This is a genomic window from Enterobacter sp. IF2SW-B1 (assembly GCF_001743375.1).
Lineage (GTDB): Bacteria > Pseudomonadota > Gammaproteobacteria > Enterobacterales > Enterobacteriaceae > Enterobacter > Enterobacter bugandensis.
Genome location: NZ_MJAA01000002.1, coordinates 553,130 through 573,990, shown reverse-complemented (window position 1 = coordinate 573,990; position 20,861 = coordinate 553,130). Strand labels below are relative to the sequence as shown.

Below are 20,861 nucleotides of genomic sequence, written 5' to 3'. Positions count from 1 at the left end.
TTTAAATCCTTTTTGAACATGACCGGGCAGCGGCAACCACCGCCTGCCCGAAGGAGATCGCTCCGTCACCTGCGGGCAGGCGCGAAGGAAAAAGAAGCGTAAAGTCAGTGAGATGATGACGCAGGCGCGCGCGCAGAAGGCGGTTGTGCAACACGCCGCCGCTGAAGCAGATTGTCGAAATCGATAAGCGTCGGGCATGACGCGCGGCGAGCTGAGCCAGCCCTTTTGCCAGCGCGTCGTGAAACGCCCACGCGCGCTCGCAGGGCTCCGCCTGCCAGTTCAGCCACTGCTGCCAGAACAGCGCAAGGTTATTCGCTTCCAGAATCACCGGATGGTCAACGCCCGCGCACTGAGATGCCAGCGCCTCCAGCCTGCACGCTGCCTCGCCTTCATAGCGCTGCGCGTCGATGCCCAGCGCGCAGGCGACCGCGTCAAACAAACGACCGCAGGACGACGCCTGCGGCGCGTTGATGCCACGCTGGATCGCCGTTGCCAGCAGCGGCCAGCTGTGGCGCTGAACCGCTCGCGTTTCCGGGTAGCGTTGCCAGTCCGGGACAAACGCCAGGCAGTGGGCGAGCAGATTACGCCACGGCTGCTTTGCCGCCAGATCGCCGCCCGGCAGCGCCACGGCAGGCAGGCCGCCGAGCCGTTCGCAGTCGAGATAGTTCACCCGCAGGCACTCTCCTCCCCACAGCGCGCCGTTCTCGCCCATGCCGATCCCGTCCAGCGTCAGAGCGATAGCGTCTCCGCCGCCGAGCGGCCAGCCGTTCTCCGCCAGGCACGCCGCCGCGTGAGCGTGATGATGTAGCACGGTTTCGACGGGCAGATCCTGCTCCTGCGCCCACCGGCGCGCGCGATACCCCGGATGGGCATCGCACACCAGCTTATCAGGCTGGAAAGCGTAGATGTCCTGCATCGTCGAGAGCGCGCTGCGCCACTGCGCCTCTACGCCCTCGTCGCTCAGATCGCCAAAGTGCTGGCTCACCACCGCCTGGTTGCCTCGCACCAGGCAGAAGGTGTTTTTCATCTCTGCACCGGTGCACAGCATGGCGGGGATATTCTCAAAACCCGCGGGCAACGTGACGGCATCGGGCACAAAACCCCGGGCGCGACGCAGGATAGCGCCATCCCGATCCATCACCGAATCATCCATCCGTTGCAGGATGTCGCGGTTGTGCAGCAGGAAGCCGTCCGCGATGCCGCCGAGCTCCTCCAGCGCCTGCGCGTTGGTGACGGCAGGCGGCCTGCCACTGAGGTTGCCGGAGGTCATCACCAGCGGGCGCCGGCAGTCCATCAGCAAAAGATGCTGGAGCGGGTTCGCGGGCAGCATCACGCCAACGCAGTCGAGCCCAGGGGCAATTTCCTCGGGAAACGCGGGAAGCGAAGCTTTCGGCGTCAGCACGATCGGTGCCGCGGGCGAGCGTAACAGCGTCTGTATCGTCTCCGGCAGATCGTCCGCATCCGGTAGCATCACCGCCAGCGGCTTCGTCGGGCGCTGCTTGCGCATTCGCAGTTTCTGTATCGCCTGCGGATCCAGCGCGTCGCAAACGAGGTGGAAACCGCCCAGCCCTTTCACCGCGACAATGCCGCCGCCTTTCAGCATCGCCACCGCCGCGCGTAAAGCCGACTCGCGTATGGCAACAGCATCTCCGGCTCGCCATTCCAGCTGCGGCCCGCAGTCCGGGCAGGCCACCGGCTGGGCGTGGAAGCGGCGGTCGGCCGGGTTGCGGTACTCGGTTTCGCACGGCGCGCAGAGCGGGAATGCGGCCATCGACGTGGCCGGACGGTCGTACGGCATGGCGCGTATAATGGTAAACCGCGGCCCGCAGTGGGTGCAGTTGATAAACGGGTAACGATAGCGGCGCTCGAGGGGATCGCGCATTTCAGCCAGACACGCCGGGCAGGTGGCGGCATCCGGCACGATTTGCGTATCCATCGCCCCGCGATCGCTGTGGCGGATGGTAAAGTCCTCAGGCATGTCCGCCCAGGTGAACGGCTGCGTTTCAACGCGATCGATGCGCGCCAGCGGTGGGCAGTCCTGATGCAGCCTCGCGGTAAAGTCCCCCCCATTACCCGCGAGACGCACCAGGACACCCTCTCCGTCGTTGCAGACATCACCCACAAGCTTCAGCCGGTGCGCCAGCTGCCAGACGAAGGGCCGAAACCCCACGCCCTGCACTTTGCCGCGCACCCGAAGCAGTACGCCGTTAACGCTCATCGCAGCTTAAAACAGCAGCGATGACGAGGTGTCGAACGCCGCGCGACGGCGTTTTTCTGCGCTCATCTGCTCAAGCTTGTCACGATCCACGCAGACCAGCGCGTGCGTCGGGCAGGCCTCCATACAGGCCGGGCCGGCTTCGCGGTGATAGCAAAGATCGCATTTATTGGCTTCGGCTTTCTCCGCCCGCACGCTCAGCCCCATGCCGCTGTTGCGCACCACCGGGCGGACAACCACCTCCATCGCGCCATACGGACACGCCACCACGCAGGTTTTGCAGCCGATGCAGCGCTCCTGCATCACGTGCACAAAGCCCTTCTCGCGCTTAATCGCCCCGTTCGGGCAGACGTTCGCGCACGGCGCATCTTCGCACTGGCGACAGATGGCGGCGGTGGAAATATTCACACCTTTAATGACGTGAATGCGCGGCAGGAAGGTATCGGGAGTGAGAGAGGCGCAATCCTGCTCCGCCTGGTGGGAAACCACGCACGCCACTTCACAGGTACGGCAACCAATGCACTTGCTGGCATCGGCCATAATAAAACGGTTCATCTGCTTCTCCGGCATAACTGTTATGCGCGAAGCTATTCACAAACCGTGCCAATATTTAACCAACTGATTTTTAACAATAATAAAAACGCAGCGTTTCTGTCATCGTCATTAGTGACGATGACAGATGTCGACGTCAGCGGTGCGGACCATCGGTAACGGAGTCGCGCAGGACAAGCTCGCCAGAAAAGGTTTGCTGATATTTGAACTCTCCGCCGTCGAGCATGAAAATCAGGCGACTGACGATCTCCTGGATCATCGCCGTCACCGGAATACGCACGCTGGAGAGCGACGGCACGATGTAGGGCGCAATCGCCACGTCGTCAAAGCCGATGACGGACACCGCGTCCGGCGTGGCGACGCCGCTGTCGTGCAGCTGCTTGATGGCGCCGATCGCCATATCGTCGTTGCTCGCCACCAGCGCGGTAAACGGTTCGCCGCGGGAGAGGAGCTGAGTGACCGCCGCCGCGCCGCTGGCCGGGTTCCACTTCCCTTCGGCGATAAGCGCGTCACGCGCTGCAATACCGTGCTGCGCCAGCGCATCCCTGTAACCGGAAAGACGCTCAACCCCGGTGGGGGAATCCAGCGAACCGGTGATAAAGGCAATCTCCCGGTGCCCTTTCGCAATCAGCTGCGACACCGCGTCCTGACACGAGGCTTTATGATCGGACCAGACGCTGTGGCTGCTGTTTTTCCGCAGGCGGCGGTTAAGCACCATAATCGGCTGCTCGCATTTCTCGACGAGCTCGTCCAGCTCTTCCACGCTCAGAAAACGCGGGTAGATAATTACCGCATCGCAGCGCATATCCAGCAGATACTGGATCGCCTCGCGCTCTTCTTCGGCGCTGTGCTTGCCGTCGGCGAGGATCAGCTGCCGCCCTTTTTCTTCCGTCATCCGCGCGGCGTTAAACAGCAGCTCGCTAAAGTAGACGCCGTGATACAGGGTGTTGGTCACTACCAGCCCAAGCGTCTGGGTGCGTTTGGTCGCCAGGTTTCGCGCCAGCAAGTTCGGGCGATAACCGCTCTCTTCGATGGCCTGAAATACCCGGTCTTTGGTCTCCTGGCTAACGTAGCCGTTGCCCGACAACACCCGGGAGACCGTCGCTTTCGATACGCCTGCCCGCTTCGCCACTTCCAGCATCGTGGTCATATTGTTCTTCCATCCGAAACTCATGCGGGCAGTGTACTGCACCGCGAAAAAATTGTCGCAGCGACGACGTCACGCTTTCTACACCCCACTGCGATCTTCATCACGAAAAGAAAAAATGTCCAAAAAGCGGTCTTGTTTCAACAAAAGAAACTCATGATGATTATGTGGAACCGGTTTCCTACATTTCACACAACGATAACAGGAACAGATCCGATGGCCAAAAACTACGCTGCGCTGGCAAACGACGTTATCAGCGCGCTGGGCGGCAAAGAGAACATCGTCGCCGTCACCCACTGCATGACGCGCCTGCGTTTCGTTCTGAAAGACGAAAATCTTACCGACGTTGCGCGCCTGAAAAGCATCAGCGGCGTGCTTGGCGTGGTGCGTAACGACAACCAGTGCCAGGTGATTATTGGCAACACGGTTTCACAGGCGTACCGCGAAGTAGTGAGCCTGCTGCCCGTTGACCTGCAGCCCGTGGTACCGGAAGGCCCGCAGAAGCTGACGTTACGCCGCATTGGCGCCGGGATCCTCGACGCGCTGATCGGCACCATGTCGCCGCTGATCCCGGCGATCATCGGAGGCTCGATGGTCAAGCTGCTGGCGATGATCCTCGAAATGACTGGCGTGCTGGAAAAAGGCGCGCCGACGCTCACCATTTTGACGGTCATTGGCGACGGGGCGTTCTTCTTCCTGCCGCTGATGGTGGCGGCCTCGGCGGCGGTGAAGTTTAAAACCAACATGTCGCTGGCGATTGCCATCGCGGGCGTGCTGGTGCACCCGAGCTTTATCGAACTGATGGCGAAAGCCGCGCAGGGCGAGCACGTTGAGTTCGCCTTTATTCCGGTGACGGCGGTGAAATACACCTATACCGTCATCCCGGCGCTGGTCATGACCTGGTGCCTGTCGTATATCGAACGCTGGGTGGATCGCATCACCCCGGCGGTGACCAAAAACTTCCTCAAGCCGATGCTGATCGTGCTGATTGCCGCCCCGCTCGCCATCGTGCTGATTGGCCCGCTGGGGATCTGGATCGGTAGCGCCATCTCCGCGCTGGTTTACACCATTCACGGCTACCTGGGCTGGCTCTCCGTCGCCATCATGGGCGCACTGTGGCCACTGCTGGTGATGACCGGGATGCATCGCGTGTTTACGCCGACAATCATTCAGACCATTGCCGAAACGGGCAAAGAAGGAATGGTGATGCCGTCAGAAATCGGCGCCAACCTGTCGCTCGGCGGCTCGTCGCTGGCGGTGGCATGGAAAACGAAAAACCCGGAACTGCGCCAGACGGCACTGGCCGCGGCGGCCTCCGCCATCATGGCGGGGATCTCTGAACCGGCCCTGTACGGCGTAGCGGTACGCCTGAAGCGTCCGCTGATTGCGAGCCTGATCAGCGGCTTTATCTGCGGCGCGGTGGCGGGTATGGCAGGCCTTGCCAGCCACTCGATGGCGGCGCCGGGGCTGTTTACCAGCGTGCAGTTCTTCGACCCGGCCAACCCGATGACCATCGTCTGGGTGTTTGGCGTAATGGGTCTGGCGGTGGTGCTGTCATTTGTTCTGACCCTGCTGTTAGGGTTTGAGGATATCCCGGTCGAAGACGAGGCTGAAAAAGCGCGCGCCCTGCAGACCGCACCGGTACAGAACAACGCAGCAAAAGCATAAATTGAAAGCGAGGTAAGAATGTCTGTTTTTCCACAAGGATTTTTATGGGGCGGCGCGCTTGCCGCCAACCAGAGTGAAGGTGCTTACCGTGAAGGCGGCAAAGGACTGACGACGGTCGATATGATCCCCCACGGCGCGCATCGCCTGGCGGTGAAGGTCGGTCAGGAAAAGCGTTTTTCGCTGCGTGACGATGAGTTTTACCCGAGCCACGAGGCGATTGATTTTTACCATCGCTATAAAGAAGACATCGCTCTGATGGCGGAGATGGGCTTTACGGTGTTCCGCACCTCGATTGCCTGGAGCCGCCTCTATCCGAACGGCGACGAGCCGCTGCCAAATAAAGAGGGCATTGCCTTCTACCGGGCGGTGTTTGAAGAGTGCAAAAAGTACAACATTGAGCCGCTGGTAACGCTTTGCCACTTCGACGTGCCGATGCACCTGGTGACGGAGTACGGCTCATGGCGCAACCGTAAGATGGTCGATTTCTTCGCCCGCTACGCCCGCACCTGCTTCGAGGAATTTAACGGGCTGGTGAAATACTGGCTGACCTTCAACGAAATCAACATCATGCTGCACAGCCCGTTCTCCGGCGCGGGGCTGGTGTTTGAGGAGGGTGAAAACGAGGATCAGGTGAAATACCAGGCCGCGCACCACGAGCTGGTGGCGAGCGCGCTGGCGACAAAAATCGCCCACGAGGTGAACCCGGAAAACCAGGTCGGCTGCATGCTGGCGGGCGGTAACTTCTACCCGTACTCCTGCAAGCCGGAAGACGTGTGGATGGCGCTGGAAAAAGACCGCGAGAACCTGTTCTTTATCGACGTGCAGGCACGCGGCAGCTATCCGGCCTACTCCGCCCGCGTGTTCCGCGAGAAAGGCGTCGTGATTGTTAAAGACCCAGGCGATGACGAACTGCTGAAAAACACCGTCGACTTTGTCTCGTTCAGCTATTACGCCTCGCGCTGCGCCTCGGCGGACATGAACGCGGGCAACACCAGCGCGGCAAACATCGTGAAGTCCCTGCGTAACCCGCATATTCAGGTAAGCGAGTGGGGCTGGGGCATCGATCCGCTCGGCCTGCGTATCACCATGAACATGATGTACGACCGCTACCAGAAGCCGCTGTTCCTGGTGGAAAACGGCCTTGGCGCGAAGGACGTCATAGATGAAAATGGCGAGATCAACGACGACTACCGCATCAGCTACCTGCGCGAGCATATCCGCGCGATGGGCGATGCGATTGAGGACGGCGTGCCGCTGATGGGCTACACCACCTGGGGCTGCATCGACCTGGTGTCGGCTTCAACAGGCGAGATGAGCAAGCGCTACGGGTTTGTGTACGTTGACCGCGACGACGCCGGGAACGGCACGCTGGACCGCAAGCGCAAGAAGTCGTTCTGGTGGTATAAGAAGGTGATTGCGAGTAACGGGGCGGATCTGGCGTAGCCTGTTGCCCGGTGGCGCTGCGCTTACCAGGCCTACGGTTTTGTAGGCCGGGTAAGGCGTAGCCGCCACCCGGCACTGCTCAGAGCGGAGAAAACCCTCCATCCCCAACCCACTCCGCCAGCCGCGAATACACCTCTTCCACCGCCGCCTTCACCGGCGGCGTCATCGGGTAATAAAACCCGACAATGTCCGGCTGGATACCCAAAAACAGCACCTCGCCCACCTCGTCTTTAATCTGATCGACAAGATAGTTCAGCGGCATATTGTGGGTAGTCATCATAAACATCTCGGCGATGTCGTCCGGGTCAATCAGGCGGATCTCGCCCGGGTTCAGCCCCATATCGGTGGCATCGACAATCAACAGCCTTTCCGGACGCAGCTCGCGAATGGCGACCACATCGTTTTCCGGCGCGCTGCCGCCGTCAATCACCACCCAATCGCCCTGCGGGTTCGCGGCGCACATCTCCGCCAGCAGCGGGCCCGCGCCGTCGTCGCCCATCATGCTGTTGCCGACACACAGTAAAACGTCAGTCACGTAATCTCCTCACCATCAGGTAGATGGCGCTCTCCTGATGAATATCGTGCAGCATGCCGAGCAGCGTTTTGCTCCACGCCTGCTGCGCCGGGGTTTGCCTGCCGAGCGCCGCGTCAAAGGCGTTAGCGAGCATCGTAATATGGTTGGCGTCGATGACGATCTCGCCATACTTCGGCACGCCCTCCATCTTGCGCCGCGCGGTGCTGCCCTCCTCCAGCGTGGCGATCCACGCCAGGTATTCCGGCCACGGGCAGCTGAGCGCCGCCTCCAGACAGTCGATCACCCCGAGGTGGTGCCCAATCGCCAGGCTGTAATAGACCACCTGCTGCGCCGCATCCGGCGTGGCATCGTTCTCATCAATAAACTTACGGCTCAGCTGGCTGAACACCACCGTTTCACTCATCGGATACGCGCCTCATCCACAATGCTGTTCAGGTTCGCCACGATCTCATTGAGACGCGGATCGTTTTCCGCCTCCAGCCAGCGCGCCACCTGATGGTCGCCCTGGCTCAGCAGGCGCAGGTAATCGTCGGCAATCTGACGCCCGTAGCGATAGCCCGCCAGCCTGCGCGCCGTGCGGTCCACCTTCACGCGCAGCGGCTGCACCATGTCCGGATGCAGAATGGCCGCGGGCTGGTTGTCGATCTCGCCAGGTGCGCGGGCGTGGATCTTCTGCTCCAGCAGGCCGAGCGCCATCGCAAAGCCGTACAGCGTGGCGGCGGGCGTCGGCGGGCAGCCCGGAATATAGACATCCACCGGCACGATTTTGTCGGTGCCGCCCCAGACGCAGTAAAGATCGTGGAAGATGCCGCCGCTGTTGCCGCAGGCGCCGTAGGAGATGCAGATTTTCGGATCCGGCGCGGACTGCCAGGCGCGCAGCGCGGGCGATCGCATGGCGCGGGTCACCGCCCCGGTAAACAGCAGAATGTCCGCATGACGCGGGGACGGTACCACTTTGATGCCGAAGCGCTCGGCGTCAAATAGCGGCGACAGGGTGGCGAAGATCTCGATCTCACAGCCGTTGCAGCCGCCGCAGTCCACGCGGTAAACGTAGGCCGAGCGTTTGATTTTTTTTAGTAGTGACGCTTTCATGCTGGCGATGGACTCCTCCACCGTCAGCGGCACCGGAATGCCGTTATCGTCGCGCGGGCCGAGTAAGTTTTCCATCAGCTGGCCTCTCTCATATGGCGGGTAATATCAATGCGGTCGGACGGCAGCAGGCACTTCTGACGCTTGCACTCCGGGCAGGTTTCGAAGCTTTCGCGGTGATGCTCCGCGCGGGCGTCGCCGTTGTGCTGCAGCAGCGCGATGGCGTAGTCGATCTCTTTTTGCACGGCGAACGGACGCTTGCAGACGCGGCAATTGCACAGCGCGAAGCGCGACTGCTGGAGAAAATCCTCTTTTTTCCACACCGCCAGCTCGTACTCCTGGGAAAGTCGAATGGCGACCGTCGGGCAAACCTCCTCGCAGCGGCCGCAGAAGATGCAGCGCCCGATGTTAAACTGCCAGGCCAGCTCGCCGGTTTTAAGATCCGTTTCCACCGTTAAGGCGTTCGACGGGCAGGCGTTGACGCAGGCCGCGCAGCCGATGCACTGCTGCGGGTTGTGCTCCGGCTTGCCGCGAAAGTTTTTATCCACCGGGATCGGCTCCAGCGGATAGCTGCTAGTCTGCGCGCCGGTTTTGATTACTTTTTTGATAAAGGTAAACATGGCGTGTCCTTATTTCAGCGGCGAGTTCTTGCGCTCGATGCCGTAGCGCTCAAGCTCTTTGTACGGCACTACCTGGCTTTTCTTCTTGCGCACGTCCACCACCGTCATGCGGTCGGTGCAGGAGTAGCATGGATCGAGGCTGCCGATGATCAGCGGCGCGTCAGAGACCGTGTTACCGCGCAGCATATAGCGCAGGGTAGGCCAGTTGGCGTAGGTCGCCGCGCGACAGCGCCAGCGGTAGAGCTTCTGATTGTCGCCGGTCATGCTCCAGTGGATATCATCCCCTCGCGGCGCTTCGGCAAAGCCGAGGGCAAAGCGGTTTGGAATGTAGGTGAAGCCCTCCACCATCAGCGGACCGCCCGGCAGGTTGTCCAGGCCGAAGTCAATCATGTTCAGGGCGGTGTAGACCTCGTTGATACGCACCTTGAGGCGAGAAATAACGTCGCAGCCCTGTTCGCTGTGCACGGTCATCGGCAGCAGGCCGTAGCCGACGAACGGGTGATCGGCGCGGGTGTCGCGGGCGTGGCCGCTGGCGCGCACCATCGGCCCGACATTGCTGAAGTCGCGGGCAATTTCCGGATCGAGGCGACCAATCCCGACGGTGCGCTGCTCGATGTTTGGCGTGCTGAGCAGCATGTCCACCAGCTCCTGCACGTCGCGACGCATCTGCTGCGCCAGCTGGCGGGTCTTGATCATGTCGTCTTTCAGCAGGTCGCGGCGGATCCCGCCGATCAGGTTCAGGCCGTAGGTTTTACGCGCCCCGGTGAGGATCTCCGCCATCTTCATCGACGCTTCGCGCACGCGGAAAAACTGCATAAACCCGGAGTCAAAGCCGACGAAGTGGCAGGCAAGGCCGAGGTTCAGCAGGTGCGAGTGCAGGCGCTCCACCTCCAGCAGAATGGCGCGGATCATCTGCGCGCGCTCCGGCACCACGATCCCCATGCCGTTCTCCACCGAGGTGGTGTAGGCGGTGCTGTGGGCGAAGCCGCAGATGCCGCACACGCGGTCAGAGAGGAACGTGACCTCGTTGTAGCCCATGCGGGTTTCCGCCAGCTTCTCCATGCCGCGGTGAACGTAGAACAGGCGGTAGTCGGCGTCGATGATATTTTCGCCGTCGACGAACAGGCGGAAGTGGCCCGGTTCGTCGGAGGTGACGTGCAGCGGGCCGATCGGCACCACGTTGTTCTTCTTGCTGCCCAACTCGTTGATGAACTCGTAGGTTTCGCTGTCGGTGGTCGGGGCCGGACGCTGGCGGTAATCCATGCTGTCCTTACGCAGCGGATAGAGTTCATCCGGCCAGTCGTCCGGCAGCACCAGACGACGCTCGTCCGGCAGGCCGACCGGCACCAGGCCGTACATGTCGCGCACCTCGCGCTCACCCCAGACGGCGGCAGGAACGCGCGGCGTCACGGACGGGTATTCCGGCTTATTCGGGTCGACTTCGACGCGCACGGTGAGCCAGCACTTCTCGCCCTGCTCCATCGACATCACGTAGTACACCGCGTAGTTACCGCACAGCTGACGCTCATCGTTACCGAACAGCACCGACAGCCAGCCGCCCTGCTGGTAATAGAGAAACTCCACCACTTCCGGCAGGTAGTTCACCTTCACGGTAATGGTGATCTGATCTTTGGTTTGCCAGGACTCCTCCAGCACCACGCCGGGGAAAGCCTGATGCAACGCGGCGAGATACTGCTGACCTTTCTTTTCTTCAGACATAAACACTCTCTTTAATCACGCCACCAGCAAGGAGACGAACGCTAAAAATGCAAAACCAAAACCGGCCCAGGTGATGCGCGAGGTTGCCGCAAAACGCAGGCGCGCCATGCTGTTTTCAAACAGGGCGATGACCAGCACGCCGACCAGCAGCTTGAGGGCGGCAACCACCACGGCCAGCAGCAGGCCGCCTGCAGAGAAGTGCGTCATCTGCCCCCACGGGAAGAAAACGCCAACAAACATCTGCAACACCACCAATTGCTTAAGGCTGATGCCCCACTTCAGCACCGCGAAGCCGTAGCCGCTGTACTCGGTGAGCGGCCCTTCCTGCAGCTCCTGCTCCGCTTCCGCGAGATCGAACGGCAGCTTGCCCATCTCAATAAACGTGGCGAACGCGCAGGCGCAGAGTGCCAGCACGAGCGGGATGGAGCGGGCCACCGGCCAGTGGTAAACGGTGTCGGTGATAAAGCTGATGTGGGTCGAACCTGCAACCTGCGCGGCCACCCACAGCCCCAGCAGCAGGATTGGCTCAACCAGTACCCCGAGCATCGCCTCGCGGCTGGCGCCGATGCCGGTAAACGGGCTGCCGGTGTCCAGGCCCGCAATCGCAAAGAAGAAGCGCGCGATAGCGAAGAGGTAGATGAGCGTGATCAGATCGCCGAGCACCGGCAGCGGCGAGCCTACCGTGACCACCGGCAGCGCGGTGGCGATGGTGAGCATCACGCCGACCATCACGAACGGCGTCAGGCGGAACACCCAGCCCGCGGCATCCGGCGCGACGCTCTGGCGAGAGAGCAGCTTGAAGAGATCGCGGTACTCCTGGAGCACGCCAGGCCCGCGACGGTTGTGCATTCGGGCGCGCGCCACGCGCGTGATGCCCGACAGCAGCGGCGCGGCGGCGAACAGCACCAGCGCCTGAAGAATTGCCAGTAACAGACTCATGTCAGGCTCCTCGTGAAATCACAATCACCACCAGCACCGCCAGCTCGATCAGCGCCAGTCGGCGGAACAGCACGGGCACGGCAGCACTCTGCCAGCCCGGCACCCAGCCCTGCGGGTTAAGCCACTGGCGCAGCTTCAGCACGGCGGCGAAGTTCTCCTTCACCGGCATGGCAAAACCGTGGGCGGTAATGACCATCGACGGCTCGTGTTGGTAGCCGCAGGCCCACGCCGCGCCGCGCGAGCGGGAGGCGAGACGGTCGCGTCTGAAGAACAGCATCAGCACGAACGGCAGGAGCGGCCCGGCGATCAGCAGCAGCGCCATCATCGGCTGGGAGACAACGGTATGCGCCGTCGCCAGCGGCAGCGGAACGGCGTGGCCCAGCAGCGGCAGCAGCCACGGCGCGGCAATTCCGCCCGCAATGCAGCACAGCGCCAGCGCGACCACGCTGGTGGCCATCAGTACCGGGGCGCAGCAGGCATTCTCCGCTTCACGGGTGCGCGGCGCGCCGAGGAAGGTGACGCCGTAGACTTTCGCCATGCACATCACCGCCAGCGCCCCGGTAATCGCCAGGCCCACCGCCAGCAGCGGGCCGAGCAGCCGCGCGATAAACGCGTCGCTCTGGCCGAGCGCGAAGAAGGACTGATAGATTACCCACTCCCCGGCAAAGCCGTTCAGCGGCGGCAGCGCGGCCATCGCCATCAGCCCCACCAGCATGGCGAGTGAAATCATCGGCATCTTTTTGCCAATCCCACCGAGCTTTTCGATATCGCGATGGCCGGTGCGGAACCAGACGCTGCCCGCGCCGAGGAACAGAGTGGTTTTAAACAGGCTATGGTTGACGAGGTGATACAGACCGCCGACAAACCCGGCAGCAATCAGCGCCGGCTGGTTGAGCGCCAGCCCGGTGACGCCCGCGCCCATGCCGAGCAGGATAATCCCGATGTTTTCCAGGGTGTGGTACGCCAGCAGACGCTGGATGTTGTGCTCCATCAGGGCGTACAGCCCGCCGACAAAGGCGGTGATCATTCCCGCAATCAGCAGCGCTACCCCCCACCACAGCGGCGGCTGACCGCCCGTCAGGGTAATCGTCAAAATGCCGAACAGACCGACCTTCATTACCACCGTCGAAAACAGCGCGGCGGCGGGCGCAGAGGCATTCGCGTGCGCCTGCGGGACCCAACCGTGCAGCGGGATAATCCCGGCCAGCAGGCCAAAGCCGACTGTGCCCAGCAGCCAGACGTCGTTCCCCAGCGGCTGGCCGTTAAGCGCGGCAAAATCCAGGGTGCCGAAACGCTGCCACACCAGCCAGCAGGCCAGCGCCAGCAGCAGCGTGCCGAGGCGTCCGAGTGCAAACCACAGCTTACCGGAGGCGCTGCAGCCGGTCAGGAACACGCCACACAGCGCCATGATCTCCGCCATCACCACCAACGCGCCAAGATTGCTGGCGATAACCGTGCAGACCGCGGCGGCCATCAGCAGATTGACCAGCAGGCCGTTGGCTTTGGTCTGCTGATGGCGGTGCCAGTCGATGTTGAACAGACTGATAAACAGCCCGCACAGGCCAAAGGTCACCAGCCAGATGGCGTTCAGCGGCGTAATCGCCACGGTGTGGCGAATCAGCGGCATGAGTGTTTCCACGGATTGTCCGCCGAGCAGGACAACACCGCCCGCCGCCAGCGTCATCAGGCTGCCGACCGCCCCGCCGATACCGGCTATCCAGCCGCTCAGGGTTTTATGGAAAGAGAACACCAGCGCCAGCGCGGCGGCAGCGGCAAAGTACGCTACGGCGCTGTTAATCATAAATATCGCGTTCATTTCGCCCCCTCGTTAAGCGCCTGCAGAAGCGAAAGATCGCCGACGTCGGTATTAATGGTCAGCTCGCGCTTGCGCCTGCTGGTGCGGGCGATATCGCGGATGTTAACCAGGATCAGCGCTTTGGTCGGGCAGGTCCGCACGCAGGCCGGGCCCTGTTCGTCAAAGCTGCACAGGTCGCACTTCACCGCAATAGCGCGGATGCCGGGCACCCAGTCCAGCAGCGTGCTCACGCGTGCCGGAGCCGGTGGCGCAGGCGGCGCTTTCGGGGTATTGGCGTTCGCCGGGATATGCAGCGGGCGGCTGCCGGAGAATTCAATGGCACCGAACGGGCAGGCGATGCCGCACAGCTTGCAGCTCACGCACAGGCTTTCGTTCAGCTGGACCGCGCCATCGACGCGGGTGATGGCATTGACGGGACAGACGCCCGCGCAAGGGGCATCTTCACAGTGGTGGCAGAGCTGCGGGGCAGACTCTTTCTCATTACGCATGACGCGCAGGCGCGGCATGGACTGCAGCCCGTGCAGGCGGTGCGTTTCCGAACACGCCGCCTCACAGGTCCGACAGCCAATACAGACCGTCGAGTCAGCAATTACAAAACGGTTCACCGGGCAATCCTCTGGTGATGGTCATTTTTGACGACGAAAAACTGTCTCATCGACACTTTTCGACATTCGGTTATCAGGCAAGATTTGCGGGGGCCTTTCCCACGACGAGCTGTTTGAGGTCGACCGGCAAGTCGTGCTCAACCGCGGCGTAGAGACCGTTGTAAACCGGCGCGATTTTCTCCAGATAGTGCTCAAGCACCTGCTGGCGATCGCGGTTGCTGACGTAGCCGTCGACCATGCCATCGGCCATCAGCTGCGCCTGCGCAATACGTTGTTTTTCACCCTCTTTATTCTCAACGTAGTACTCGATGGTGTGGCTGTTAAAGCTGTCTGCCAGGGTCACAAAGACCGTGAAATGACCGAACAGGACAAAGCGCATATCCCCCTGCGCCGCACAGCTCATTGCATGATGCAGTCGGGCTTTTGACAGGGTGATCCCCTGAACCAGAGAGTTACAGTAGAGGTGCCACTGATCCTGAAGCTGCTGGTGGCGCTGCGCGATGTAATCCGCTTTTTCGCTAATTTCCCAAATAGTCATAGAAGGTATCCGGTTAATGGAGATAGCGGCTGTTAAGCAGATTCCGTGCCAGTTTTTAATTTGTTGATTTTAATTATTTTTTTCAAAAAAGACACTGTCAACGCCGCCGTGTCGACGTGTCATTTCGACAGCGCTGACATCGTCACGCCGTAACGCAAATCAAGCTGGCACCGTTATTGCATTTACTGGCGCAAATCATTGAGGAGGCGTCATGCACGAAATCACCCTCTGCCAGCGGGCTCTGGAACTTATCGAACAGCAGGCAGTGCAAAACCACGCGAAGCGCGTCACCGGCGTCTGGCTGAAGGTCGGGGCGTTTTCCTGCGTCGAGACCAGCGCCCTGAACTTTTGTTTTGAACTGGTGTGCCGCGGCACGCTGGCGGAAGGCTGCGCGCTGCATATCGACGAGCAGCAGGCGGAGTGCTGGTGCGAGCAGTGCCAGCAGTACGTCACCCTGCTCTCATCAAAGGTTCAGCGCTGCCCGCAGTGTCAGAGCACGGGTCTTCGCATCGTGGCGGATGACGGTATGCAGATCCAACGCCTCGAAATCGAGAAGGAGTAATGTATGTGTAGCACCTGCGGTTGCGCCGAAGGCAACCTGTATATAGAAGGGGATGAACACCGTCCCCACTCCGCGTTTCGCTCCGCGCCCTTTTCCCCTGCCCCGCGTCCTGCGGCGGCCCTGACCGGCATCACCTTTGCGCCGCAGCGTTCCGACGCGGGCGATCTGCATTACGGCCACGGCGAAGCGGGCACCCACGCGCCGGGCATAAGCCAGCGCCAGATGCTGGAGGTGGAGATCGACGTGCTGGACAAAAATAACCAGATCGCCGCCCGCAACCGCGCCCGCTTTGCCGCGCGTCAACTGCTGGTGCTGAACCTGGTCTCCAGCCCCGGCTCCGGCAAAACCACGCTGCTGACCGAAACGCTCAAGCGCCTGAACGAACGCGTCTCCTGCGCGGTTATCGAAGGCGATCAGCAAACCGTTAACGACGCGGCGCGCATCCGCGAAACCGGTACGCCCGCCATTCAGGTTAACACCGGCAAGGGCTGCCACCTGGATGCGCAGATGATTGCCGACGCCGCCCCTCGCCTGCCGCTGGCGGATAACGGCATCCTGTTTATCGAAAACGTCGGCAACCTGGTATGCCCGGCAAGCTTCGACCTCGGCGAACGGCATAAAGTGGCGGTGCTCTCCGTGACCGAAGGGGAGGACAAGCCGCTGAAGTACCCGCACATGTTCGCCGCCGCCTCCCTCATGCTGCTGAACAAAGTCGATCTGCTGCCGTACCTGAACTTCGACGTGGATAAGTGCCTTGCCTGTGCCCGCGAGGTGAACCCGGACATTCACATCCTGCTGGTTTCCGCCACGCGCGGCGACGGCATGGACGCCTGGCTGGACTGGCTGGAGAGCGAACGATGTGCATAGGCGTACCGGGACAAATCCATTCCCTCGACGGCAATCAGGCCAAAGTGGAGGTTTGCGGCATCCTGCGCGACGTCGACCTGACGCTGGTGGGCAGCACCGATGAGGCGGGCGCGTCGCGCCTCGGCCAGTGGGTGCTGGTCCACGTGGGGTTTGCGATGAGCGTGATTAACGAAGCGGAAGCCCGCGACACGCTGGACGCGCTGCAAAACATGTTTGACGTGGAGCCGGACGTGGGCGCGCTCCTGTACGGCGAGGAGCGCTAGCCTATGCGTTACGTTGATGAATACCGCGCACCAGAACAGGTGATGCAGCTTCTCGGACATCTGAAAACGCGCGCGGCGCTGCTGGACTACACGAACGAAAGGCCGCTGCGGATCATGGAGGTGTGCGGCGGGCACACGCACGCCATCTTCAAGTTTGGCCTCGACCAGCTGCTGCCGGCGAACATCGAGTTTATCCACGGCCCCGGCTGCCCGGTCTGCGTGCTGCCGATGGGACGTATCGACAGCTGCATCGAAATTGCCGGCCAGCCCGACGTCATTTTCTGCACCTTTGGCGACGCGATGCGCGTGCCGGGGAAAAACGGCTCGCTGCTGCAGGCGAAGGCGCGCGGCGCGGACGTGCGGATCGTTTACTCACCGATGGATGCCCTGACGCTGGCAGAGGCTAACCCTGAGCGCAAGGTCGTCTTTTTCGGGCTGGGTTTTGAAACCACCATGCCCGCTACGGCCATCACGCTGCAGCAGGCGAAAGCGCGCAACGTCACTAACTTTTTCTTTTTCTGCCAGCATATTACGCTCATTCCCACGCTGCGCAGCCTGCTCGAAGAGCCAGACAACGGCATCGACGCGTTTCTGGCGCCGGGCCACGTCAGCATGGTGATTGGCACAGACGCCTACGGTTTTATCGCTGATCAGTACAATCGTCCGTTAGTGGTGGCTGGTTTCGAACCGCTTGATCTACTGCAAGGCGTAACCATGCTGGTTGAGCAGAAAATAGCGTCCCTGAGCGCGGTTGAAAACCAGTACCGCCGCGTGGTGCCCGATGCGGGAAATGAACGGGCGCAGCAGGCGATAGCCGACGTGTTTAGCGTTGAGGGCGACAGCGAGTGGCGCGGGCTGGGGCTGATTGCGGAATCCGGCGTGCGTCTGACGCCTGCCTATCGCGAATTTGATGCCGAAGCGCACTTCCGCCCGCAGCCGCAGCAGGTGTGCGACGATCCCCGGGCCCGCTGCGGCGAGGTGCTTACCGGCAAATGCAAACCTCATCACTGCCCGCTATTTGGCAACACCTGTAACCCGCAAACCGCGTTTGGCGCGCTGATGGTCTCCTCTGAAGGGGCATGCGCCGCGTGGTATCAGTATCGCAACCAGGAGTGTGAAGCATGAACACGGTGGAAATGGCGCACGGAAGCGGTGGACAGGCGATGCAGCAGCTGATTAACCGGCTGTTCATGGAGGCCTTTAATAACCCCTGGCTCGCCGAGCAGGAGGATCAGGCGCGCATCGCGCTCTCAACCCTCACCGCACACGGCGACCGGCTGGCGTTCTCCACCGACAGCTACGTGATTGACCCGCTATGCTTCCCGGGCGGCGATATTGGCAAGCTCGCCGTCTGCGGTACGGCCAACGACGTGGCCGTCAGCGGCGCCATTCCGCGCTACCTCTCCTGCGGATTTATCCTCGAAGAAGGATTACCGATGGAGACACTTGCGGCAGTGGTCAACAGCATGGCGCACACCGCCCGCGAGGCGGGGATCGCTATCGTCACCGGGGATACCAAAGTGGTCCAGCGCGGCGCGGCGGATAAGCTCTTCATCAACACCGCCGGAATGGGGGCGATCCCCGCCGACGTTCACTGGGGCGCGCAGCAGCTTTCGGTGGGCGACGTGCTGATTGTCAGCGGAACGCTGGGCTGCCACGGGGCAACCATCCTGAACCTGCGCGAAGGCCTGGGGCTGGACGGCGAGCTTCGCAGCGACTGCACGGTGCTCACCCCGCTTATCCAGACGCTGCGCGACATACCGGGCGTCAAAGCCCTGCGCGACGCCACCCGGGGCGGGGTGAATGCCGTTGTCCACGAGTTCGCCGCAAGCAGCGGGTGCGGGATTGAACTGAGCGAGCGCGCCCTGCCCGTTAAGCCTGCCGTCCGGGGGCTGTGTGAGCTTTTAGGGCTTGACCCGCTAAACTTTGCCAACGAGGGCAAGCTGGCGATCGGCGTGGAACGTTCGGCGGCGGAAGCCGTACTTGAACAGCTGAGAGCGCATCCTTTAGGGAAAGACGCGGCCATCATTGGCGACGTGGTTGAGCGCAAAGGGGTGCGCCTGACCGGACTTTATGGCGTGAAGCGCACGCTGGATCTACCGCACGCTGAGCCGTTACCCCGAATTTGCTAGAACCGCGCCATAAGCGGTCAGCAGTGAAGTCTCTTTTTTGCCAGTTTCTATTGGAAAGCAATAATGCCGTATACACCGATGAGCGATCTTGGACAGCAGGGCCTGTTTGACATCACGCGCACACTTTTACAACAGCCCGATCTCGGCGCGCTGAGCGATGCCCTGACGCGGCTGGTCAGGCAATCAGCGCTGGCGGACAGCGCGGCGATTGTGCTCTGGCATAGCGGAACGCACCGCGCGAGCTACTATTCCACGCGCGAGAATGGCAAAACGTTTGAATACGAAGACGAAACGTACCTCGCGCACGGCCCGGTGCGCCGCATTCTCTCCCGGCCTGAAGTGCTGCACTGCAATTTTGAAGAGTTTCGGATGGCATGGCCGCGGCTGGCAGAGAGCAATCTCTATCAGCCTTTCGGTCATTACGGCATGCTGCCGCTGGCGGCGGAGGGCCATATTTTTGGCGGCTGCGAGTTTATCCGCACTACCGACCAGCCCTGGAGCGAGGCGGAGTACGAGCGGCTGCACACCTTTGCCCAGATTGTGGCCGTCGTCGCGGAGCAGATCCAAAGCCGCGTCACCAATAACGTGGATTACGACCTGCTGAGCCGCGAGCGCGATAACTTCCGCATTCTGGTCGCCATCACCAACGCCGTACTCTCAAGACTCGACATGGACGAGCTGGTCAGCGAAGTCGCCAAGGAGATCCACCACTATTTCAGGATCGACGCCATCAGCATCGCGCTACGCGGGAACCGCAAAGGCAAGCTGAACATCTACTCCACCCACTATCTTGATGAGGCCAACCCAGCGCACGAGCAGAGCGAGGTGGACGAAGCGGGCACCCTTTCTGAGCGGGTATTTAAAAGCAAAGAGATCCTGCTGCTGAATCTCAGCGAGCAGGACCCGGTGGCGCCGTACGAGCGGATGCTGTTTAACACCTGGGGCAACAAAATTCAGACCCTGTGCCTGCTGCCGCTGATGTCCGGCAGCACCATGCTTGGGGTGCTCAAACTGGCGCAGTGCGATGAAGCCGTGTTTACCACCGCCAACCTGAAGCTGCTGCGCCAGATCGCCGAGCGTATTTCCATCGCGCTGGATAACGCCCTCGCCTATCAGGAGATCCACCGCCTGAAAGAGCGGCTGGTGGACGAAAACCTGGCCCTGACCGAACAGCTCAACAACGTGGACAGCGAGTTTGGTGAAATCATCGGGCGCAGCGATGCCATGTACAGCGTCCTCAAGCAGGTGGAAATGGTGGCCCAGAGCGACAGCACGGTGCTGATCCTCGGTGAAACCGGCACCGGTAAAGAACTGATAGCCCGCGCCATTCATAACCTGAGCAACCGCAACAGCCGGCGGATGGTGAAAATGAACTGCGCGGCGATGCCCGCGGGTCTGCTGGAAAGTGACCTCTTCGGCCACGAGCGCGGCGCGTTTACCGGGGCCAGCAGCCAGCGGCTGGGCCGTTTCGAACTGGCGGATAAAAGTTCGCTGTTCCTCGACGAAGTGGGCGATATGCCGCTGGAGCTGCAGCCCAAGCTGCTGCGCGTTTTGCAGGAGCAGGAGTTTGAGCGCCTCGGCAGCAACAAGCTTATCCAGACCGACGTGCGGCTGATTGCCGCCACCAACCGCGACCTGAAAAAAATGGTCGCCGACCGCGAGTTTCGCAGCGATCTCTACTATCGCCTGAACGTCTTTCCGATCTGCCTGCCGCCACTGCGCGAGCGCCCGGAAGATATTCCGCTGCTGGTGAAGGCCTTTACCGCGAAGATAGCCCGCCGGATGGGGAGGAATATCGATAGTATTCCTGCCGAAACGCTACGTACTCTTTCGGCGATGGAGTGGCCCGGCAACGTGCGCGAGCTGGAAAACGTCATTGAACGCGCGGTACTGCTGACGCGCGGGAACGTCCTTCAGCTCTCTTTGCCTGAAGTCTCCCTTCAGGAAGCCCCCACGCTGTCGGCAGAAGTCGCGCAGGAAGGCGAAGATGAATATCAGCTCATTATGCGCGTACTGAAAGAGACCAACGGCGTGGTAGCCGGACCGAAGGGCGCAGCTCAGCGGCTGGGGCTGAAACGCACTACCCTACTCTCTCGCATGAAGCGTCTGGGAATCGATAAAGAGAGCCTGCTTTAACCCGTCATTCCGGCG

The 20,861-nt window shown here is 61.5% G+C and carries 20 protein-coding genes; 8 read left to right on the top strand and 12 right to left on the bottom strand.

Annotation, left to right across the window (positions count from 1 at the left end):
* Position 1 precedes the first annotated feature (1 nt).
* The 3 genes from hypF to A6013_RS07095 form a co-directional block, all read right to left on the bottom strand.
* On the bottom strand, positions 2-2,218 hold the full coding sequence (gene hypF / locus A6013_RS07105; RefSeq protein ID WP_069732780.1) for a carbamoyltransferase HypF: 2,217 nt from the start codon (positions 2,216-2,218) through the stop codon (positions 2-4).
* A 6-nt stretch (positions 2,219-2,224) separates the two neighbouring features.
* Complete coding sequence (gene hydN / locus A6013_RS07100) at positions 2,225-2,770, bottom strand: electron transport protein HydN (protein WP_008499565.1); 546 nt, start codon at positions 2,768-2,770, stop codon at positions 2,225-2,227.
* A 133-nt stretch (positions 2,771-2,903) separates the two neighbouring features.
* Positions 2,904-3,917 carry a LacI family DNA-binding transcriptional regulator gene (locus A6013_RS07095; protein ID WP_032644912.1) on the bottom strand — a complete coding sequence of 338 codons (1,014 nt, stop codon included), beginning with the start codon at positions 3,915-3,917 and terminating at the stop codon, positions 2,904-2,906.
* Positions 3,918-4,130: 213 nt separating this feature from the next.
* On the opposite strand from A6013_RS07095, the gene ascF reads away from it, so the two are divergent.
* Entirely contained in the window at positions 4,131-5,582 is a 1,452-nt protein-coding gene (gene ascF, locus A6013_RS07090; protein WP_045261256.1) for a PTS cellobiose/arbutin/salicin transporter subunit IIBC, read from the top strand.
* Positions 5,583-5,600: 18 nt separating this feature from the next.
* Entirely contained in the window at positions 5,601-7,025 is a 1,425-nt protein-coding gene (locus A6013_RS07085) for a 6-phospho-beta-glucosidase (RefSeq protein ID WP_069732779.1), read from the top strand.
* Between the two features lie 79 nt (positions 7,026-7,104).
* Here A6013_RS07085 and hycI read toward each other — a convergent pair whose 3' ends face one another.
* The 9 genes from hycI to hycA form a co-directional block, all read right to left on the bottom strand.
* Positions 7,105-7,560: a hydrogenase maturation peptidase HycI gene (gene hycI / locus A6013_RS07080; protein ID WP_069732778.1), complete on the bottom strand. Its 456-nt coding sequence runs from the start codon at positions 7,558-7,560 to the stop codon at positions 7,105-7,107.
* Positions 7,553-7,963 (bottom strand): formate hydrogenlyase maturation HycH family protein, encoded by a 411-nt coding sequence (locus A6013_RS07075; RefSeq protein ID WP_069732777.1) that lies wholly within the window; start codon positions 7,961-7,963, stop codon positions 7,553-7,555. Before A6013_RS07075 ends, hycI begins: the two co-directional genes overlap by 8 nt.
* Entirely contained in the window at positions 7,960-8,727 is a 768-nt protein-coding gene (locus A6013_RS07070; protein ID WP_028014210.1) for an NADH-quinone oxidoreductase subunit B family protein, read from the bottom strand. Before A6013_RS07070 ends, A6013_RS07075 begins: the two co-directional genes overlap by 4 nt.
* A complete protein-coding gene (locus A6013_RS07065) occupies positions 8,727-9,269 on the bottom strand; it encodes a formate hydrogenlyase complex iron-sulfur subunit (protein WP_069732776.1) in 543 nt (180 codons plus the stop codon). The genes A6013_RS07070 and A6013_RS07065 overlap by 1 nt, the downstream gene beginning before the upstream one ends.
* A 9-nt stretch (positions 9,270-9,278) precedes the next feature.
* Positions 9,279-10,988, bottom strand: coding sequence for a formate hydrogenlyase subunit HycE (hycE, locus tag A6013_RS07060; RefSeq protein WP_069732775.1), 1,710 nt, complete (start codon positions 10,986-10,988; stop codon positions 9,279-9,281).
* A gap of 15 nt (positions 10,989-11,003) precedes the next feature.
* Positions 11,004-11,927 (bottom strand): respiratory chain complex I subunit 1 family protein, encoded by a 924-nt coding sequence (locus A6013_RS07055; protein WP_041908474.1) that lies wholly within the window; start codon positions 11,925-11,927, stop codon positions 11,004-11,006.
* Between the two features lies 1 nt (position 11,928).
* Entirely contained in the window at positions 11,929-13,743 is a 1,815-nt protein-coding gene (gene hycC, locus A6013_RS07050; RefSeq protein WP_069732774.1) for a formate hydrogenlyase subunit 3, read from the bottom strand.
* Entirely contained in the window at positions 13,740-14,348 is a 609-nt protein-coding gene (locus A6013_RS07045) for a 4Fe-4S dicluster domain-containing protein (RefSeq protein ID WP_028014215.1), read from the bottom strand. The genes hycC and A6013_RS07045 overlap by 4 nt, the downstream gene beginning before the upstream one ends.
* A 73-nt stretch (positions 14,349-14,421) precedes the next feature.
* A complete protein-coding gene (gene hycA, locus A6013_RS07040) occupies positions 14,422-14,886 on the bottom strand; it encodes a formate hydrogenlyase regulator HycA (protein ID WP_041908468.1) in 465 nt (154 codons plus the stop codon).
* Positions 14,887-15,097: 211 nt separating this feature from the next.
* On the opposite strand from hycA, the gene hypA reads away from it, so the two are divergent.
* From hypA to flhA, 6 genes are all read left to right on the top strand, one after another.
* Positions 15,098-15,448: a hydrogenase maturation nickel metallochaperone HypA gene (gene hypA / locus A6013_RS07035; protein ID WP_028014217.1), complete on the top strand. Its 351-nt coding sequence runs from the start codon at positions 15,098-15,100 to the stop codon at positions 15,446-15,448.
* Between the two features lie 3 nt (positions 15,449-15,451).
* Positions 15,452-16,315, top strand: a complete 864-nt coding sequence (gene hypB, locus A6013_RS07030; protein WP_069732773.1) for a hydrogenase nickel incorporation protein HypB — start codon at positions 15,452-15,454, stop codon at positions 16,313-16,315.
* A complete protein-coding gene (locus A6013_RS07025) occupies positions 16,306-16,578 on the top strand; it encodes a HypC/HybG/HupF family hydrogenase formation chaperone (RefSeq protein ID WP_063943864.1) in 273 nt (90 codons plus the stop codon). The genes hypB and A6013_RS07025 overlap by 10 nt, the downstream gene beginning before the upstream one ends.
* 3 nt (positions 16,579-16,581) lie before the next feature.
* Positions 16,582-17,703 carry a hydrogenase formation protein HypD gene (gene hypD, locus A6013_RS07020; protein WP_069732772.1) on the top strand — a complete coding sequence of 374 codons (1,122 nt, stop codon included), beginning with the start codon at positions 16,582-16,584 and terminating at the stop codon, positions 17,701-17,703.
* Positions 17,700-18,710, top strand: coding sequence for a hydrogenase expression/formation protein HypE (gene hypE, locus A6013_RS07015; protein ID WP_069732771.1), 1,011 nt, complete (start codon positions 17,700-17,702; stop codon positions 18,708-18,710). The genes hypD and hypE overlap by 4 nt, the downstream gene beginning before the upstream one ends.
* A 63-nt stretch (positions 18,711-18,773) precedes the next feature.
* Positions 18,774-20,846 carry a formate hydrogenlyase transcriptional activator FlhA gene (gene flhA / locus A6013_RS07010; RefSeq protein ID WP_069732770.1) on the top strand — a complete coding sequence of 691 codons (2,073 nt, stop codon included), beginning with the start codon at positions 18,774-18,776 and terminating at the stop codon, positions 20,844-20,846.
* Positions 20,847-20,861 lie beyond the last annotated feature (15 nt).